General features: G+C 76.7%; 15 protein-coding genes. 7 read left to right on the top strand and 8 right to left on the bottom strand.

Going from position 1 to position 15,390, the window contains the following annotated elements:
* Position 1: 1 nt before the first annotated feature.
* The 5 genes from pucL to GA0070558_RS18655 all read right to left on the bottom strand — a co-directional run bounded on the left by pucL (position 2) and on the right by GA0070558_RS18655 (position 3,689).
* Positions 2-856 (bottom strand): factor-independent urate hydroxylase, encoded by an 855-nt coding sequence (pucL, locus tag GA0070558_RS18675; protein ID WP_077937335.1) that lies wholly within the window; start codon positions 854-856, stop codon positions 2-4.
* 3 nt (positions 857-859) lie between these two features.
* On the bottom strand, positions 860-1,213 hold the full coding sequence (gene uraH / locus GA0070558_RS18670; RefSeq protein ID WP_077937336.1) for a hydroxyisourate hydrolase: 354 nt from the start codon (positions 1,211-1,213) through the stop codon (positions 860-862).
* Entirely contained in the window at positions 1,200-1,706 is a 507-nt protein-coding gene (uraD, locus tag GA0070558_RS18665) for a 2-oxo-4-hydroxy-4-carboxy-5-ureidoimidazoline decarboxylase (protein WP_228986948.1), read from the bottom strand. The genes uraH and uraD overlap by 14 nt, the downstream gene beginning before the upstream one ends.
* A 203-nt stretch (positions 1,707-1,909) precedes the next feature.
* Entirely contained in the window at positions 1,910-3,019 is a 1,110-nt protein-coding gene (locus GA0070558_RS18660) for an XdhC family protein (RefSeq protein ID WP_091281840.1), read from the bottom strand.
* Positions 3,012-3,689: a nucleotidyltransferase family protein gene (locus GA0070558_RS18655; protein ID WP_256092011.1), complete on the bottom strand. Its 678-nt coding sequence runs from the start codon at positions 3,687-3,689 to the stop codon at positions 3,012-3,014. Before GA0070558_RS18655 ends, GA0070558_RS18660 begins: the two co-directional genes overlap by 8 nt.
* 333 nt (positions 3,690-4,022) lie before the next feature.
* On the opposite strand from GA0070558_RS18655, the gene GA0070558_RS18650 reads away from it, so the two are divergent.
* From GA0070558_RS18650 to GA0070558_RS18625, 6 genes are all read left to right on the top strand, one after another.
* Positions 4,023-4,862 (top strand): FAD binding domain-containing protein, encoded by an 840-nt coding sequence (locus tag GA0070558_RS18650; protein WP_256092010.1) that lies wholly within the window; start codon positions 4,023-4,025, stop codon positions 4,860-4,862.
* Positions 4,859-7,594, top strand: coding sequence for a molybdopterin-dependent oxidoreductase (locus tag GA0070558_RS18645; protein ID WP_091281836.1), 2,736 nt, complete (start codon positions 4,859-4,861; stop codon positions 7,592-7,594). Before GA0070558_RS18650 ends, GA0070558_RS18645 begins: the two co-directional genes overlap by 4 nt.
* Before the next feature lie 43 nt (positions 7,595-7,637).
* Complete coding sequence (locus GA0070558_RS18640; RefSeq protein ID WP_198956523.1) at positions 7,638-9,305, top strand: PucR family transcriptional regulator; 1,668 nt, start codon at positions 7,638-7,640, stop codon at positions 9,303-9,305.
* A 202-nt stretch (positions 9,306-9,507) separates the two neighbouring features.
* Positions 9,508-10,152, top strand: coding sequence for a hypothetical protein (locus tag GA0070558_RS18635; RefSeq protein WP_091281833.1), 645 nt, complete (start codon positions 9,508-9,510; stop codon positions 10,150-10,152).
* 103 nt (positions 10,153-10,255) lie between these two features.
* A complete protein-coding gene (locus GA0070558_RS18630) occupies positions 10,256-10,765 on the top strand; it encodes an RNA polymerase sigma factor (RefSeq protein ID WP_091281826.1) in 510 nt (169 codons plus the stop codon).
* On the top strand, positions 10,762-11,604 hold the full coding sequence (locus GA0070558_RS18625; RefSeq protein ID WP_091281822.1) for a hypothetical protein: 843 nt from the start codon (positions 10,762-10,764) through the stop codon (positions 11,602-11,604). Before GA0070558_RS18630 ends, GA0070558_RS18625 begins: the two co-directional genes overlap by 4 nt.
* 27 nt (positions 11,605-11,631) lie before the next feature.
* On the opposite strand, the gene dmpG is transcribed toward GA0070558_RS18625, so the two are convergent.
* Entirely contained in the window at positions 11,632-12,645 is a 1,014-nt protein-coding gene (gene dmpG, locus GA0070558_RS18620; RefSeq protein WP_091281819.1) for a 4-hydroxy-2-oxovalerate aldolase, read from the bottom strand.
* Positions 12,642-13,577 carry an acetaldehyde dehydrogenase (acetylating) gene (locus GA0070558_RS18615; protein ID WP_091281812.1) on the bottom strand — a complete coding sequence of 312 codons (936 nt, stop codon included), beginning with the start codon at positions 13,575-13,577 and terminating at the stop codon, positions 12,642-12,644. Before GA0070558_RS18615 ends, dmpG begins: the two co-directional genes overlap by 4 nt.
* Before the next feature lie 141 nt (positions 13,578-13,718).
* On the opposite strand from GA0070558_RS18615, the gene GA0070558_RS18610 reads away from it, so the two are divergent.
* Complete coding sequence (locus tag GA0070558_RS18610) at positions 13,719-14,537, top strand: IclR family transcriptional regulator (RefSeq protein WP_218107026.1); 819 nt, start codon at positions 13,719-13,721, stop codon at positions 14,535-14,537.
* 96 nt (positions 14,538-14,633) lie between these two features.
* On the opposite strand, the gene GA0070558_RS18605 is transcribed toward GA0070558_RS18610, so the two are convergent.
* The gene (locus GA0070558_RS18605; RefSeq protein ID WP_091281810.1) at positions 14,634-15,347 is read right to left on the bottom strand and encodes a hypothetical protein; all 714 of its coding nucleotides are present in this window, start codon (positions 15,345-15,347) and stop codon (positions 14,634-14,636) included.
* Positions 15,348-15,390 lie beyond the last annotated feature (43 nt).

The following is a 15,390-nucleotide window of genomic DNA, read 5'->3' as shown; positions in this document are numbered from 1 at the left end:
GTCACCAGTCGCCGTCGGCCGGGGCGACGCCGTCGCGGCCGACGGTGCCCTCGATCACCCCGTACGGCTGGTCGGTGGCGACGAAGACGGCGTTGGGGTTGTCCAGCCCGAACGGCGACAGGTCGACCGGGATGTGGTGCCGGTTGGGCAGCGACAGCCGGATCTCCGCCACCTCCGGCCTGGCCTCCAGCACCCGGCGGCCCATCGCGTACAGGGTCTGCTGCAACGACCTGCTGTACGTCTCGACGAACGCGGCGACCAGCGCCTCGCGCACCTGCCGGTGGGCGGCGTCCCAGTCGGCGTCGGCGTCGAGGTGCCGCCAGCGGGCGTCCACGGCGGTGGCCAGGATCCGGTCGGTGGTCTCCGGCAGCGTCGTGTACTCGTCGCGCACGAAGCCGTGGAACTCGGAGTTCGTGGTGTTCAACAGCACCAGGTCGGTCAGGCCCGACACGACCCGGGCGGTCTCGCCGTCGTAGGTGGCCGTCGCGGTGCGGGTCTCCGCGCCGCCGCGCTGGAAGGAGTGCTGCCCGAGCCGCTGCCAGCCGAACTCCCGCACCGCCACCTCGGCACGCCGGACGGCCGGCTGGCTGTGCACGAAGTGCCGGGCCAGCAGGAGCGCGAACGCCTCGGGGGAGGCGACGCCGTGTTTACGGGCGAACGCGTACACCGTGTTCTTCTGCGAGTCGGTCGGCAGCACCTGGCTGTTGTCGCCGGTGAGATGGGTGGCGGCCAGGTCGCCGGCGAGGGCGGTCCGCACGTCGAGGTCCCGCAGCGTGTGCCGGTCGCCGTCGCGGACCACGTGGACCACGCGCACCTGGGCCTTGCCGTACCGGTTGGGCCCCAGCACGATTCCCATCTGTCAACTCCCTCGGTAGGTGGTGTAGCCGAACGGGCTGAGCAGCAGCGGCAGGTGCAGGTGCGCCGCGGGGTCGCCGACGGCGAAGGTGAGCACCACCTCCGGGAAGAAGGGATCCGGCCCGAGGTGCCCGTCGAGGCCGAAGACGAGCCGGTACCGGCCGACCCTCCACTGTGCCGCCGGCACCCAGTCGCGCAGCCGGCCGTCGGCGTCGGTGCGACCGGCGGCGACCTGCCGCCACCGCGCGCCGTCGAGCCGGTCGAGCCGGACGCCGATGCCCGGCGCGGGCGCGCCGACGACCGTGTCCAGCACGTGCGTGGACAGCGGCGCGGTCGCCCCCGCGTCAGGCCGGCCCATCGAGCAGCTTCCTGATCCGCAGCGCGGCGATCTTCGCCAGTTCCCCGCGTACCACCTCCCGTTCGGTGGCCTCGTCGTGCGCCAGCCGGTCCCGGGCGGCGGCGAGCAGCTCCGCGTCGCTGCGGCCGGCGGCGCAGACCAGGAACAGGTGCCCGAAGCGGCGCTCGTACGCCTCGTTGGCCTCGGCGATGTCGGCCCGGCTCCGGGCGGACGCTGCGTCCAGGCCGGACTGTTCCCCGCGCGACCAGCCGTCCTCCCGGCGCTGCCCCGCCGGGCGCTGGCCGATGCGCGGGTGGGCGGCGAGCGCCTGCGCGACCTCCGGCCAGGTCAGCCCCGCGCTGGCGGCGTGCGCCGCGGCCAGCAGCGCGGCCAGGTCCGGGTACGGCCGCCCGGCCGCGACCTCGCGGGCCCAGCGGGGCACGGCGCAGCAGGCCAGCAGATCGTCCTCGGCCCGCTGCGCGGCGAGCGCGTTGAACTCCTCGATCCGTGTCACCGGTCGCCTCCCCTGGCCCGCCCGTCGCAGGAGCAGTCAAACAGGCCGACCGGTGGGGTCGACAGCGCCGCGACGACCAAAACCGCCGGACTTCCCGGCACCGCCGTTGTACGTTCGTCCAGCGTCCGCCGGGCCCGACCACGCTCAGCCGCAGCCGCAGCCGCAGCCGTTGCCGTTGCCGTTGCCGCGGCGAGCGGGGCGCGTCAGCCGTGGATGCGGCCGGTGGCGTCGCGCAGCCGGCCGCCCGCGCGGCCGTGCCGCACCGCGACGAGTTCCGCGGCGATGCTGACCGCGACCTCGGCGGCGTCGCGGCCCCCCACGTCCAGGCCCACGGGGGAACTGAGCCGGGCCAGCGCCGCCTCGGTGACGCCGGCCGCGCGGAGCCGGCCGAGCCGGTCGTGGTGGGTCCGCCGGGAGCCCAGCGCCCCGACGAAGCCCAGCGGGAGGTCGAGGGCCAGCCGCAGCACCGGGACGTCGAACCTGGCGTCGTGGGTGAGCACGCACACGGCGGTGCGCCCGTCCAGTCGCCCCGCCTCGGCCTCGGCCGCGAGGTAGCGGTGCGGCCAGTCGACCACCACCTCCCGGGCCTGCGGGAAGCGGCGCGCGGTGGCGAAGACCGGGCGGGCGTCGCAGACGGTGACCCGGTAGCCGAGGACGACGCCGATGCGGGCCAGCTCGGCCGCCACGTCGATCGCGCCGCACACGATCAACCGGGGCGGCGGGGGATAGGAACGCACCAGCACCCGCACCCGCCCCGCCGCGCCGGGACCGGCGGGCGGCAGCCGCACCGACCCGCTGCGCCCCTCGGCCAGCAGCCGGCGGCCGGCGGCCAGCGCCGCCTCGTCCAACCGGGGGTCGCCGAGGCTGCCGTGGTGGCCGTCCGGCCCGGCGACCATCCGCCGGCCGAGCCGCCCCGGCGGCCCCTGCACGCAGGTCAGCACCGCCACCGCCGTGCCCGCGCGGACGGCACCGGCCAGCACCGGCAGCTCCGCGAAGCCGGCGCGGTCGACCCGCTCGACGTACACCTCGATGGTTCCCCCGCAGGTCAGGCCCGCCGCGAACGCGTCGGCGCCGGCCACCCCGAAGCGCAGCAGCGCGGGCCGCCCGGTGCGCACGGCCTGGCGGCAGGCGTCGTGCAGCGCGGCCTCGACGCAGCCGCCGGAGACGCTGCCGGTGACCGCGCCGTCCGGGCCGACCAGCATCGCGGTGCCGGCCGGGTGGGGCGCGCTGCGCCAGGTCTCGACGACGGTGGCCAGGCCGACGGCGTCGCCGTCGGCGCAGCGGCGCACCAGCTCGGCGAGCACCTCATCCACGGCCGGGCCACCCGTCGTCGGCGGACCCGGTGGCGGGGGGCGGCGTGGCGGTGGCGGACCCGGTGGCGGTGGGGTCGGCGGGCGGGACGTCGAGGTCGACGTCGTCGGCCACGTCGGCGCACGGCACGATCCGCACCCGGTCGAGCCGTTGCCGCAGGTAGCCGCCCGCGCCGCTGTCACCGACGGCGCAGGCGCACACGCCGGGCCAGTGCTCCCGGCCCAGCAGCACCGGATGACCCCGGCGGCCCGGCCCGTAGCCGGCCGTGGCCAGGCACGCCGGGGTGGCGCCGGCCGCGACCCGCCGCACCGCCTCGGCGGAGACCCCCGGCATGTCGACCAGCAGCACCACCACGGCCACCGCGTCGGTGCCGGCCAGTGCCCGCAGCCCCACCCGCAGCGAGGAGCCCAGCCCGGTGGCCCACCGGGGGTTGCCCACCACCCGGGCGGCGGAGAGGTCGGCGTCGGCGCGGACCCGGTCGGCCGCCGCGCCGAGCACCACCAGCGCCGGCGAGCAGCCGGCCCCGACGAGGGTACGCACCGCGCGTTCCACCAGCAGCGAGCCGCGGTGGTGCACGAGCGCCTTGGGCCTGCCGTAGCGGCGGCCGGCGCCGGCGGCGAGCACCAGCCCGGCGACGGCGGGGGGTGAACCGGGGGTACGGGACAGCTGCACGACGTCTCCCTCGCGCCGGATGGAGCGCCCACGCCTGTCGATGCCCGCGCCGGGCCACCGGCGGTCCCGGCACGGGCCGAACGGGCGTCGACCGGCCCACCATGCGGAGCGGGCCGGGAGGCTGTCAAGGGCGTCCGCCCCGGTCCCGGCGACGCCCGCCCCGGTTTGGAGCTTCGTCCAACCGGGACGGTCCCGCCCCCGGCGGCGTTGTCGCCGGCGCGCATTGTCGGGCCGGCGGCCGGGTTGCTTGGATTCCCCTCAACGGCCACCGCCGCCGGCCCGCCCGCACCCCGGGCGCCTCGACCGGCGGCATCCGCCCCCAACGGAAGCGCGATGCCTGTGGACCTGTTCACCGTGCAGGACGTGATCGCCGCGGACGCCGACGCGTGGCGGGAGGGCGACCGCTGGCTCGGCGGCGGCACCCACCTCTTCGCGCAGCCGCAACCGCAGGTCCGCCGGCTGCGCGACCTCACCACCCTGGCCTGGCCCCCGCTGCGGGTCAGCCCCGACCCCGGCGAGCCGGGCCTCGACGTCGCCGCGACCTGCACCGTCGCCGAGCTGTCCCGGTATGCGCCGCCGCCGTGCTGGCCGTCGCTGGGCCCGCTGATCCGGGACTGCTGCGACGCGTTCCTCGCCTCGTTCAAGGTGTGGAACGTCGCGACGGTCGGCGGCAACCTCTGCGCGGCGCTGCCGGCCGGGCCGATGATCTCGCTGGTCACCGCCGCCGCGGGGAGCTGCCTGATCCGGGACCTGGCCGGGCGGCAACGGCGCGTGCCGGCGACCGGGCTGGTCCGCGACGTGGGCGTCACGGTGCTGCGCCCGGACGAATACCTGCACACGATCCGCCTGCCCGCGCGGGTGCTGGGCGGCCGGTTCGCGCTGCGGCGGGCGTCGCTGCACCCGCTCGGCCGTTCGGCGGCGCTCGTCGTCGGCCACCGGGACCCCGACACCGGGGCGGTCACCCTCTGGGTGACCGCCGCCACCCGGCGTCCGGTCGGCGTCGCCCTGCCCGGCCCGCCCCGGCCGGGTGAGCTGGCCGAGCTGCTGGACGCCCGGATCCCCGCCGCGGACTGGTACGACGACGTGCACGGCCTGCCGGCGTGGCGGCGGCGGATGACCCTGCGGCTGGCCGAGCAGGTCCGCGCCGAGCTGGCACGGGTGACGGCGCCGTGAGCGTACGGGTCAACGGCCAGCCGTGTGCCGTCGCGCCGACCGGCGGCCAGTGCCTGCGCGGCTACCTGCGGGAACAGGGCTGGTTCGGGGTGAAGAAGGGCTGCGACACCGGCGACTGCGGGGCGTGCACGGTGCACGTCGACGGCGTGCCGGTGCACAGTTGCCTCTATCCCGCCGTGCGGGCCGTCGGCCGCGAGGTGACCACCATCGAGGGCGTCGCCGCGGTGCCCGGCGGGGCCGAGACGCAGCGGCGGTTCCTCGACGCCCAGGGCTTCCAGTGTGGCTTCTGCACCGCCGGGTTCATCATGACCGCCGTCGCCCTCGACGAGGCGCAGCGCGCCGACCTGCCCGCCGCCCTGAAGGGCAACCTGTGCCGGTGCACCGGGTACCGGTCGATCGCCGACGCGCTGCACGGCGTCCGCACCACCGAGGACGCGGCACCGGGCGAGGCGGTCGGCCGCAACCTGCCGGCCCCGGCCGGGCCCGACATCGTCACCGGCGCGGCCCGGTTCACCGCCGACGTCTCGGTGCCCGGCCTGGCCCACGTCCGGCTGGTCCGCTCCCCGCTGCCGCACGCCCGGATCGTCGACGTCGACGCGAGCGCGGCCCTGGCCGTGCCCGGCGTGCTCGCCGTGCTCACCCACCGGGACGCCCCGGCGGCGCTCTTCTCCACCGCCCAGCACGAGAACGCCGACGACGACCCGGCCGACACCCGGGTCCTCGACGACGTGGTCCGGCACGTCGGGCAGCGGGTCGCCGCCGTCGTCGCCGAGACCGAGGCCGCCGCCGAGCAGGGCTGCGCCCTGGTCCGCGTCGACTACCGGCCGCTGCCCGCCGTCACCGACCCCGAGCGGGCGATGCGGGCGGGCGCGCCGGCGATCCACGGCGACAAGGGCGCGCGGTCGCGGATCGCCCGACCGGCCGGCAACGTGGCCGCCGAGCTGCACGGCGAGTGTGGCGACGTCGCCGCCGGGTTCGCCGCCGCCGACGTGGTGTACGAGGAGACGTTCCGCACCCAGCGGGTGCAGCACGCGCACCTGGAGACGCACTGCGCCATCGTGTCGTTCGACCCGGACGGGCGGATCGTCGTGCGCAGCAGCACCCAGACGCCGTTCCTCACCCGGCGGGCCCTCGCCCGCATCTTCGACCTGCCGGCCGAGCGGATCCGGGTGGTCGCCGGCCGGGTCGGTGGCGGCTTCGGCGGCAAGCAGGAGATGCTGGTCGAGGACGTGGCGCTGCTCGCCGCGCTGCGCACCGGGCGGCCGGTGAAGCTGGAGTTCACCCGGGCCGAGCAGTTCACGGCCGCCACCACCCGGCACCCGTTCACCGTCCGGGTCCGCGTCGGCGGCCGGCGCGACGGGACGCTGACCGCGCTGCGGCTGCGGGTGGTCTCGGACACCGGCGCGTACGGCAACCACGGCCCGGGGGTGCTCTTCCACGGCTGCGCGGAGTCGGTGGCCGTCTACCGGTGTCCCGCCACGCGCATCGACGCCTTCGCGGTCTACACCAACACCGTCCCGGCCGGGGCCTTCCGGGGGTACGGCCTCGGCCAGGTCTCCTTCGCCGTCGAGTCGGCCGTCGACGAGCTGGCCCGCCGGCTGGGCGTCGCGCCGGAGGAGTTCCGCGCCCGCAACGTCGTCCGCGACGGCGACGACCTGGTCACCCCGGCCGGCCACGCGGCCGACCTCGCGATCCGCAGCTACGGCCTCGACCAGTGCCTCGACGTCGTCCGCGCGGCGGCGGCACGGCCGGGCACCGGGCCCGACGCGCCGGCCGGATGGCTGGTCGGCGAGGGATCGGCGCTGGCCATGATCGCCACCGGGCCGCCGGGGGGACACCACGGTCAGGCCCGGCTGAGCCTCACCCCGGCCGGCGGCTACCAGCTCGACGTGGGGACGGCCGAGTTCGGCAACGGCTCCACCACGGTCCACCGGCAGATCGCCGCCGACGTGCTGGAGACCACGGTGGACCGGATCCGGGTCCGGCAGTCGGACACGGCGCTGGTCGGGCACGACACCGGCGCGTTCGCCTCCACCGCCACGACGGTGGCCGGCACCGCCGTGCTCCGGGCGGCCACCGCGCTGCGCGCGCTGCTGCTCGACCTCGCGGCCGGGGCCCGCCCCGGCGCCGACCCCGCCGGCCTGCGGCTGGGCCCCGACGCCGTCCACGGCGGCGGCGCGCCGCTGCCCCTGGCCGACCTGCACCGGCTGGCCGCCGCCCGGGGCACCCCGCCGACCGCCACCGGGCACGCCGACGGTGCCGAGCGGTCGGTGGCGTTCAACGTCCACTGGTTCCGCATCGCCGTCGACCCCGAGACCGGCGAGATCACAGTGCTGCGCAGCGTGCACGCCGCGGACGCCGGCACGGTGCTGAACCCGATGCAGTGCCGCGCCCAGGTCGAGGGGGGCGTGGCGCAGGCGCTCGGCGCCACCCTCGCCGAGCACGTCCGCCTCGACGCCGGGGGTCGGGTGACCACCACCGGCTTCCGCGACTACCACCTGCCGACCTTCGCCGACGTGCCGCGTACGGAGGTGCACTTCGCGCGGACCGCCGACCCGGTGGGGCCGGCCGGGGCGAAGTCGATGAGCGAGAGCCCGTTCAACCCGGTCGCCGCGGCCATGGCCAACGCGCTGCGCGACGCGACCGGGGTCCGCTTCACCGACCTGCCGTTCACCCGCGACCGGGTCTGGCACCGTCTGTCCGGTGCGGACGGCCGCCACGTTCCGCCGTGAACCGCGAGGATCGGACACGTAACCGAAACCTCACCGTCCTACCGTGTGCCGATCGGGTTCCTCGACGACGGGGATGACGATGCTGCTGCGCGACGCGCTGGCCCTACCGGCCCTCAGGCTGACCCTGCTCACCGGCGGCGACGGGCTGGACCGCCCGGTCACCCAGGTCTTCGTCACCGACCTGCCCGACCCCCGCCGCTACCTCCGCGGCGGGGAGGTGGTGCTCACCGGCCTGATGTGGCGGCGGGGGGCCACGGACGCCGAGACCTTCGTCCGGTCCTGCGCCACGGCCCGGGTCACCGCGATCGGCGCCGGTCACGCGGCTCTCGGCCGGGTGCCGGCCGACCTGGTCGAGGCGTGCCGCCGGCACGGCGTGCCCCTGTTCGAGGTCCCGGTGGAGGTGTCCTTCCGCGAGGTCATCGAGGCGTTCGCGCCGTCGGTGTGGAAGCAGCGGGCGACCGGGCTGGCCACCATGCTCGGCCGGCAGCGGGGGGTGGTCGCCGCGATGGCCGCGGGGGCCCGGCTGCCCGACCTGCTCCCGGCCATCGCCGCCGACCTGGGCGTACGCTGCTGGTTGCTCTCCCCCGCCGGCCGGCTGATCGCCGGCACCGCCCCGCTGCCGGCCCCGGCCGCCCGGGAGCTGTGCACCGCCTTCCTGACGGCCACCCGGCTGCCGACGACCACCCGGGTCGACGGGGCCCGCGTGTCGGTCACCGCGATCACCGGGTCCCCGGAGCACCGGATGGCGTCCTGGCTGCTCGCCTGCGCCCCGGCCGGCGCGCACGTGCCGGACGGGGCGCACCGCCCGGCCGGGGCGCTCCCGCCGGCCGGGCCGGAGCCTGGCGGGGACGACGTGCTGGCCGAGCTGGTCGACGTGGTCGCCCTGGAACGGACCCAGGCCGACGAGGCCGAGCGGGTCGAGCAGCGCCTGGCCGACCAGGTGGGGCGGGCGCTGGCCGGCGACGGCGACGAGGCCGACCTGCGGGCCCGGCTGCGGGCCTGCGGGCTGGCGCCGGACCGGGGCTTCGTCGCGCTGGCCGCGACCCTGACCGGCCTGCGGACGCCCCCGGCGCTGGCCCTGGCGGTGCTGCGCGAGACGATCCGCACCACGGGCCTGCCGGCGGCCGTGACGGCGGCGCTGCCCGGTGACGCGCCCGACGGGACCCTGCTGGCGGTGGTGGGCGACGCCGCGTCCGGGCCGACCGCCGCGAGCGTGGCCGGCGCGTTCCGCGACGCCCTCGACGTCCTGGCGGCCGGGCTGGGCACCGGGCGTCTCTCGGTCGGGATCAGCACCGCCGGCCGGGCCGCCACGGCGCTGCCGGGTCTCGTGCAGGAGGCCACCCACGCCCTGCGCGCGGCGGCGGCCCGACCCGGGCCGGTGGCCGTGGTCCGCTCCGACGAGGTGGCCTCCCACCTGATGCTGCTCGCCGGGGTGCCGGCCGACACCCAGCGGGCCTTCCGGGCCCGGCTGCTGGACCCGCTGACCGGCTACGACCGGCAGCACGGCACGGAGCTGGTGCACACCCTGAACGCGTTCCTGTCCGCCAACGGCGCCTGGCGGCGGTGCGCCGAGTCGCTGCACGTGCACGTCAACACCCTGCGGTACCGGATCGGTCAGATCGAGCGGCTCACCGGCCGCGACCTCGACCGGTTCGCCGACCGGGTGGACCTCTTCCTGGCCCTGCGGCTGGGCGGGCCGTCCGGTTCCTGACCCCGGCGGCCGGAGCCGACCGACCGGTGCGGCGCGCGGGCGGCGGCCACCCGCGCGGCCGTGGACGCACCTCGATGGGATCTGCTGAAACCTGCGGCCCGCCTCGCGCGTCATCAGATCGAGTCGAGCGAGGACCGGCAGCCGGCAGGGCTGGCCGGTCTCGGCCGGGGCCTCGGGGAGCCGGGGCAGTGGGGAGGTAACGGTGTTGGTGCGTAGGTGGCTCGCCGGGGCGGGCCTGGCGGTGTTGACCGGTGCCGCCGCGACGCTCTACGGAGCGCTGTCCGCGTCCGCGGGCGACACCGCGCCGGCCGGGGTGGCGCCGGCGCCGGTGGCGGCGGGGGTGGCACCGCCCGGTGCCGCGGCACCGCCGGCACCTGCGGCGCGGGCGAGCACGGACCCGGTCCTGTCGGGCAAGCGCCGGGTCACCATCGTCCGGGTGGGGTCGTTCGAGTCGGGGCTGTCCCTGCTCGACGGCGGGCGGCTGGCCGAGGTGGACGACGACCGTGGCCGGCAGGTCTTCGTGCCGACCCCGCTGGGCGCGGGGGAGTACCTGATCAAGGCATACTACGGCGGCGGCACCGGGAAGCCGGTCTGCTGGCAGGCGCGCAACCCGAACAACGGCCAGCCGCTGTACGTCGCCGGCGCCACCTGCCGGGCGGACGACCCGGCGCAGCGGTTCGCCATCGCGCCCGCCCCCGGCGGCGGGGCGCGCGAGTACCTGGTCAGCAACCGGTGGGCGTACCTGCGCGACTCGGCGCGGTCCGGGCTGATCCTGGAGGAGCTGGGCGACGCCCCGCCGGTCAGCAGCTTCCGGTTCAACGACACGGGGCCCGCCCCGCGCCGGTGACCTGAGTCGGCGGCCCGGCCGGCAGTTCCCCCGCCGGGCCGCCGACGTCACCCGGGAGGACCCCATTTCCGGAACCGACCAGCTCTGGTGGAGACTTTGACCGATGCGTGACGCCGCGGAGTTCGACGCTTTCTACTCCGCGTCCGCCCACCGGGTGCTGGGACAGTTGTACGCGATGGTCGGCAACCGGGCCGAGGCCGAGGACGCGGTGGCCGAGGCGTACGCCCGGGCCTGGGACCGCTGGGCCGCGGTGCGCGGGTGCGACAGCCCGGAGGCGTGGGTACGCCGGGTGGCGTACCGGGTGGCGGTCAGCGCCTGGCGCAAGACCGTCAACCGAATGCGTGCCCACCGCCGGGAGGCCACCGAGCAACGCGTCGACGCGGCCTCGGTCGACCACGTCGCGATCGTGGCCGCGCTGCGGCACATCCCCGCCGAGCAACGCCGGGCCGTGGTGCTGCACCACCTGGTCGGGCTGAGCGTGGCCGAGATCGCGGCGGAGGTCGGCACCAACGAGAACACCGTCAAGACGCGGCTGGCCCGGGGCCGTCGGGCCCTCGCCGCACACCTGACCGAACCGGAGCACCACGGCGTGGACGAAAGGGCGCGGTCATGAGTTCTGACAACCAGCTCGCCGACGCCCTGCGGGCGCTGGCGGGCCACGGCGGGCAGGGGACGGTCCCCGCCGCCGCCGATGTCCGACGGCGCGGCGACGCCCGCCGCCGGCGGCGCCGGACCGCGTCGGTGTCCCTCGCCGCCCTCGCCGTCGCCGCGCTCGGCGCGGGTGTCGCCCTCGCCGGGTCCGGTGGCCGGCCGCACCCCGTCCCGATCGGGCCGGCGGGCCCCACCTCCGGCCCGGTCGCGTCGCCCTGGCCGGACCCCACGTCGCCGGGGCCGGACCGCACCTCGCCCGCGCCGGATCGCACGTCGTCCGGGCCGGATCGCGCCTCGTCCGGGCCGACCGGCGGCACGTCCGCCCCGCCCACCGGATCGTCCGGCCCGCCCGCCGGCCCCCCGGGCGGCGACCCGGTGCTGTCCGGGCAGCGTCAGGTCACCGTCGTGCGGGTGGCCGCCTCGGCGGGCGGCGTGTCGCTGCTCGACGGCGGCCGGCTGGCCGAGGTCGACGGCGACGAGGGCCGCCAGCTGTTCGTCTTCGCGCCGCTGGGAGACACCTACCAGATCCGCGCCGCCGAGCCCGGCCCCGACGGGGCCGACACCTGCTGGGAGGTCCGGTCGTCGGGCAGCGAGCCGCTGCGCATCGAGGCGGCCGGATGCGCGCGGGACGAACCGAGGCAGCGGTTCACGGTCGTCCGCGACGGCTCGGCGTACGCGATCAGCAGCCAGTCGGCGTACCTGCAGTTCTCGCCGACGTGGGGGCTGATCCTGGAGGAGGCCGGCGACGCGACCGTGACCACCCGGTTCCGGCTGGTCGACAACGGCTCCGCGCCGGGCTGACCGGCCGGAGCGGGGCTGCGCCAGCCGCTACGACCGCTGCCGCCGCAGGTCCAGCGCGATGTCGACGATCATGTCCTCCTGGCCGCCGACCAACTGCCGCCGACCCACCTCGACGAGGATGCTGCGGGTGTCGAGGCCGTACTCGGCGGCGGCGGCCTCGGCGTGGCGCAGGAAGCTGGAGTAGACCCCGGCGTACCCGAGGGTCAACGTCTCGCGGTCGACGCGCACCGGACGGTCCTGGAGCGGGCGGACGATGTCGTCGGCGGCGTCCATGAGCGCGAACAGGTCGCAGCCGTGCTCCCAACCGGTGAGGTCGGCGACGGCGACGAACGCCTCGATCGGGCAGTTCCCGGCGCCGGCGCCCTGGCCCGCCAGGGACGCGTCGACCCGGTACACCCCCTCCTCGACGGCGGCGACCGAGTTGGCCACGCCGAGGCCCAGGTTGTGGTGGGCGTGGATGCCGATCTGGGTCTCCGGCGCGAGCACGTCGCGGTACGCGCGCACGCGCTCCCGGACGCCGTCCATCGTCAGCCGGCCCCCGGAGTCGGTGACGTAGACGCAGTGCGCGCCGGCCGCCTCCATGATCCTCGCCTGCTCGGCGAGCAGCTTCGGCGGCGCCATGTGCGACATCATCAGGAAGCCCGAGACGTCCATGCCCAGCTCCCGCGCGGCGGCGATGTGCTGGTTGGCGATGTCCGCCTCGGTGCAGTGGGTGGCGATGCGGATCGAACGGATGCCGTGGTCCCAGGCCTTCCGCAGCTCGCGCACGGTGCCGATGCCGGGCAGCAGGAGGCCGGTGAGGGTCGCCCGGCGCACCACCTCGGCGGCGGCCTCGATCCACTCCCAGTCGGTGTGCGCCCCGGGCCCGTAGTTGATGCTGCTGCCGGCGAGCCCGTCGCCGTGCGACACCTCGATCGCGGCGACGCCGGCGGCGTCCAGGGCCGCAGCGACGGCCCGGACCTGGTCGAGGGTGTAGCGGTGCCGGATGGCGTGCATGCCGTCGCGGAGGGTGACGTCCTGGATGTAGATCCGGGTGCTCATCGGGCCGCCACCGCCGTCGCCAGTCGCTCGCCGACCTGCCGCGCGGCGGAGGTCATGATGTCCAGGTTGCCCGCGTACGTCGGCAGGTAGTGGCCCGCCCCCTCCACCTCCAGGAACACGCTGACCACCCAGCGGTCGCCGGGTGGGGCGTGCGGGACGAGGTCGGCTTCCGGGCTGCTCGCCGTGATCCTGCGGAACTGGACGTCCTGCTTGAGCCGGTACCCGGGCACGTAGGCCCGGACCTTCTCGGCCATGGCCAGCACGGCCGCCGTGACCGCGTCGCGGTCGCAGTCGTCGACGACGCAGAAGACGGTGTCGCGCATGATCAGCGGCGGCTCGGCGGGGTTCAGCACGATGATCGCCTTGCCGCGCCGGACCCCGCCCACCTGCTCGATCGCCCGCGAGGTGGTCTCGGTGAACTCGTCGATGTTGGCCCGGGTGCCGGGGCCGGCCGAGCGCGACGAGATCGACGCGACGATCTCGGCGTAGTGCGTGGTGGCGGCCGAGGAGATCGCGGCGACCATCGGGATGGTCGCCTGCCCGCCGCAGGTCACCATGTTCAGGTTGCGGGCGCCGAGGTGCTCGTCGAGGTTGACCGGCGGCACCACGTACGGGCCGATCGCCGCCGGCGTCAGGTCGACGAGCGTGAGGTCGGCCCCCCGCAGGGCGGCGTCGTTGGCGAGGTGGGCCTGCGCCGACGTGGCGTCGAACACGATCCGGACGTCGCCGAAGTCGGGATGGTCGAGCAGCCCCCGCACGCCGGTCGGGACGACCGGCACGCCGAGCCGGGCCGCCCGCGCCAGCCCGTCGGAGCGGGGGTCGATGCCGACGAGGGCGGCGACCTCCATCGTCTCCGACCCCCGCAGGATCTTGATCATCAGGTCGGTGCCGATGTTGCCGGAGCCGATGATGGCGACCTTCGTCTTGGGCATGTCTCCTGCTCCTTGGCCTGGGACGAAAACGGACACCCCGGCCGTTCCGCCCGGCGGGACGACCATGCCGGCGCTGGCGCACCCGGCATCCCGGCCTCCAGGTGTAGACGCCGCGCCCACCGGCTGGCAACCTCGTGTTCCATGCCACGGAACAACACGGCGGGATCCGCCGACGCCGACGGCCCGGGCGCGCCGCCGTCCGGCCCGGCGGGCCCCACCCGGGGCAACGTGCTCGACCGGGGGGTACGGCTGCTGCGCGCGTTCCGCCCGGCGGAGGAGACCCTGCGCCTGACCGAGCTGTCCCGGCGCACGGGCCTGCCGAAGGCCACCGTGCACCGGCTGGCCGAGCAACTCGTCGGGCTGGGGCTGCTGCGCCGCGCCCCGGCGGGCTTCGGACTCGGCATCGCGCTGTTCGAACTGGGCGAACTCGTGCCGGTCAAGCTGCGCCTGCGCGAGGCCGCGCTGCCGTTCCTGCAGGACCTCTACGAGGCCACCCACGAGACCATCCACCTCGGCGTCCGCGACGGCCTCGACGTGGTCTACGCCGACAGGATCCGCGGGCACGCGGGCGTCGACACGCCGTCGCGGGTCGGCGGTCGCCTGCCGTTGACCTGCACCGGCGTCGGCAAGGTGCTGCTCGCCTGGTCCGGGCAGGAGCTCATCGACGAGGTGCTGGCGCAGCCGCTGCCCCGGCTCACCCCGCACTCGGTCACCGACCCCGGGCGGCTCGCCGACGAGCTGGCCCGGATCCGCCACGCCGGCGTCGGCTACGACCGGCAGGAGGCGGCCCCGGGGCTCTCCTGCGTGGCGTCGCCCGTCCTGGTGCACGGCCGGATCGTCGCCGCGCTGTCCATCTCGGTGCCCGCCCACCGGCTGCCGCCGGCCCGGCTCGCCCCGGCGGTGCGCACCGCCAGCCTCGCCCTCTCCCGCGTCCTGTCCCGGGCGCCCGGCGACCACTGAGGGCTCCCCGGCGGCCCGCCCGCTCGCGACGGGCCGCCGCGCGGGCCCGGTCGGGGCCGCCGCCGGAGTTCGTCGCCGCCCCCGGCCCGCGCGGCCTCAGGCGAGCAGGACCTCCCGCATCCGCGCGCCCGGGTTGAACCCGCCGACCACCCGGGTACCGGCCGGGTCGTGCACGTCGAGGGTGTTGTTGCGGCGCATCAGCTCGCGCACCGCGGGCGGCAGCCGGGGCGGGTCGTCCATGGTGGCGAGGACCTGACCGGCGGTCGAGATCAGACGATCGGCCAGGGCCGCGGCGTCGGTGTCCACCCGCACCCGGCCGTACTCCCAGCCGGCGGTGGTGAGGTCGAGCACCTCGAACACGTGGGTCACCAGCGGGGTCGGGTCGGTCACCCGGTCGAGCCGGGACGCCCGGTTGCCGACCACCGCGACGGCGGCGGCCACCTGCGCGTACGGGTGCAGGCCGGACGGCAGCGCGAACAGGGGCCACCGCAGCGAGGGACCGGCCTCCTTCCACAGCGGCCGGTAGTTGCGGCGGTGCAGCAGCAGCCGCCGGCCCGTGCGCCGGTGCACGTCGTGCACCTGGGCCTGCAGCTCCGTGTGGGCCTCGTCGGCGGCCTCGCCGAGGATCCGGGCCGCCACCACCAGCCCGTCGTCGTCGTCCAGCAGCCGGGAGATGGCCTCGGCCTGTTCCGGGAACCGCGCCTGCGAGCGGGCGCCGTACCGGTGCCGGACGTCGCGCAGCAGCGCCTGCTGCCGCTCCGGGTCGAGCTGGACCCGGTTGCCACCCAGTAACTGCCGCAGCCAACGCATCTCGCCTCGATTCAGCAGACGTCGCGGACCGCGGCAATGCTAG

It is taken from the genome of Micromonospora haikouensis (assembly GCF_900091595.1).
GTDB classification, from domain to species: domain Bacteria; phylum Actinomycetota; class Actinomycetes; order Mycobacteriales; family Micromonosporaceae; genus Micromonospora; species Micromonospora haikouensis.
This window is presented reverse-complemented; position numbering and strand designations above follow the sequence as displayed.

Bases quoted from the DNA above. Each gene is read 5' to 3' on its own strand.
- pucL (WP_077937335.1), bottom strand. From the start codon at position 856: ATGGGAATCGTGCTGGGGCCCAACCGGTACGGCAAGGCCCAGGTGCGC.
- uraH (WP_077937336.1), bottom strand. From the start codon at position 1,213: ATGGGCCGGCCTGACGCGGGGGCGACCGCGCCGCTGTCCACGCACGTG.
- GA0070558_RS18650 (WP_256092010.1), top strand. From the start codon at position 4,023: ATGCCTGTGGACCTGTTCACCGTGCAGGACGTGATCGCCGCGGACGCC.
- GA0070558_RS18630 (WP_091281826.1), top strand. From the start codon at position 10,256: ATGCGTGACGCCGCGGAGTTCGACGCTTTCTACTCCGCGTCCGCCCAC.
- GA0070558_RS18625 (WP_091281822.1), top strand. From the start codon at position 10,762: ATGAGTTCTGACAACCAGCTCGCCGACGCCCTGCGGGCGCTGGCGGGC.
- dmpG (WP_091281819.1), bottom strand. From the start codon at position 12,645: ATGAGCACCCGGATCTACATCCAGGACGTCACCCTCCGCGACGGCATG.
- GA0070558_RS18615 (WP_091281812.1), bottom strand. From the start codon at position 13,577: ATGCCCAAGACGAAGGTCGCCATCATCGGCTCCGGCAACATCGGCACC.
- GA0070558_RS18610 (WP_218107026.1), top strand. From the start codon at position 13,719: ATGCCACGGAACAACACGGCGGGATCCGCCGACGCCGACGGCCCGGGC.
- GA0070558_RS18605 (WP_091281810.1), bottom strand. From the start codon at position 15,347: ATGCGTTGGCTGCGGCAGTTACTGGGTGGCAACCGGGTCCAGCTCGAC.